The 759-nt window shown below is 60.6% G+C and carries 2 protein-coding genes; both read right to left on the reverse strand.

Translation table 11 applies throughout. The features are described 5' to 3' along the window. Positions 1-157, reverse strand: a 157-nt coding sequence (locus D6877_RS10970; RefSeq protein WP_130910776.1) for a DUF2164 family protein, incomplete at its 3' end; no start/stop codon positions are given. Beyond that, complete coding sequence (hisH, locus tag D6877_RS10975) at positions 158-757, reverse strand: imidazole glycerol phosphate synthase subunit HisH (RefSeq protein ID WP_241662883.1); 600 nt, start codon at positions 755-757, stop codon at positions 158-160. Positions 758-759 lie beyond the last annotated feature (2 nt).

Here is a 759-nt window from a genome sequence, read left to right on the forward strand (position 1 = left end):
TCTCGCGGGTAAACAGCTCAAGAATTTCCGCCGCCTCGAACGAACCCAGGTCCAGCTCGAAACGGTCTTCCATGAACCGCTGGATCTTGCGATTGGCCTCGTTCTCCTGTTCGGGAGTGAGGGTCAGGATCGGCGGCTTGGATTTCTTGGCAGCCATTTACCAGCGACCGTCCCACGCAGCGAAGTTCTGCAGCAATTGCAGGCCATGGGTATGGCTTTTCTCCGGGTGGAATTGCACGGCGAAACGCGAGCCATCGGCAAGCGCTGCGGCGAAATCGACACCGTAATGACCGCTGCCCACCACCTGACGCGCATTGGCGGCGGCGATGTAGTAGCTGTGCACGAAGTAGAAACGCGCCAGATCCGGGATGTCATGCCAGAGCGGGTGACTGATGTTCTGCTTCACCTCGTTCCAGCCCATGTGCGGGACCTTCAGGTGCTCGCCGTCTTCGTGCAGATCCTTGCCGAAGAATTTCACCGCGCCGGGGAACAGGCCGATGCAGTCGACGCCGGCGTTCTCTTCGCTGGTATCGAGCAGGGCTTGCATGCCGACACAGATGCCGAGGAACGGCCGATCCTGGCTGACTTCACGCACCAGCGAATCGAAGCCGAGGCGACGGATTTCCGCCATGCAATCGCGAATAGCGCCAACGCCCGGGAATACCACGCGGTCAGCTTCGCGAATCACCTTCGCATCGCTGGTAATCAGCACCTTGCCGGCGCCGACGTGCTCAAGCGCCTTGGCCACCGAGTGCAGAT

It is taken from the genome of Pseudomonas sp. Sample_9 (assembly GCF_004307535.1).
Classification (GTDB): Bacteria; Pseudomonadota; Gammaproteobacteria; order Pseudomonadales; family Pseudomonadaceae; genus Aquipseudomonas; species Aquipseudomonas mercuritolerans.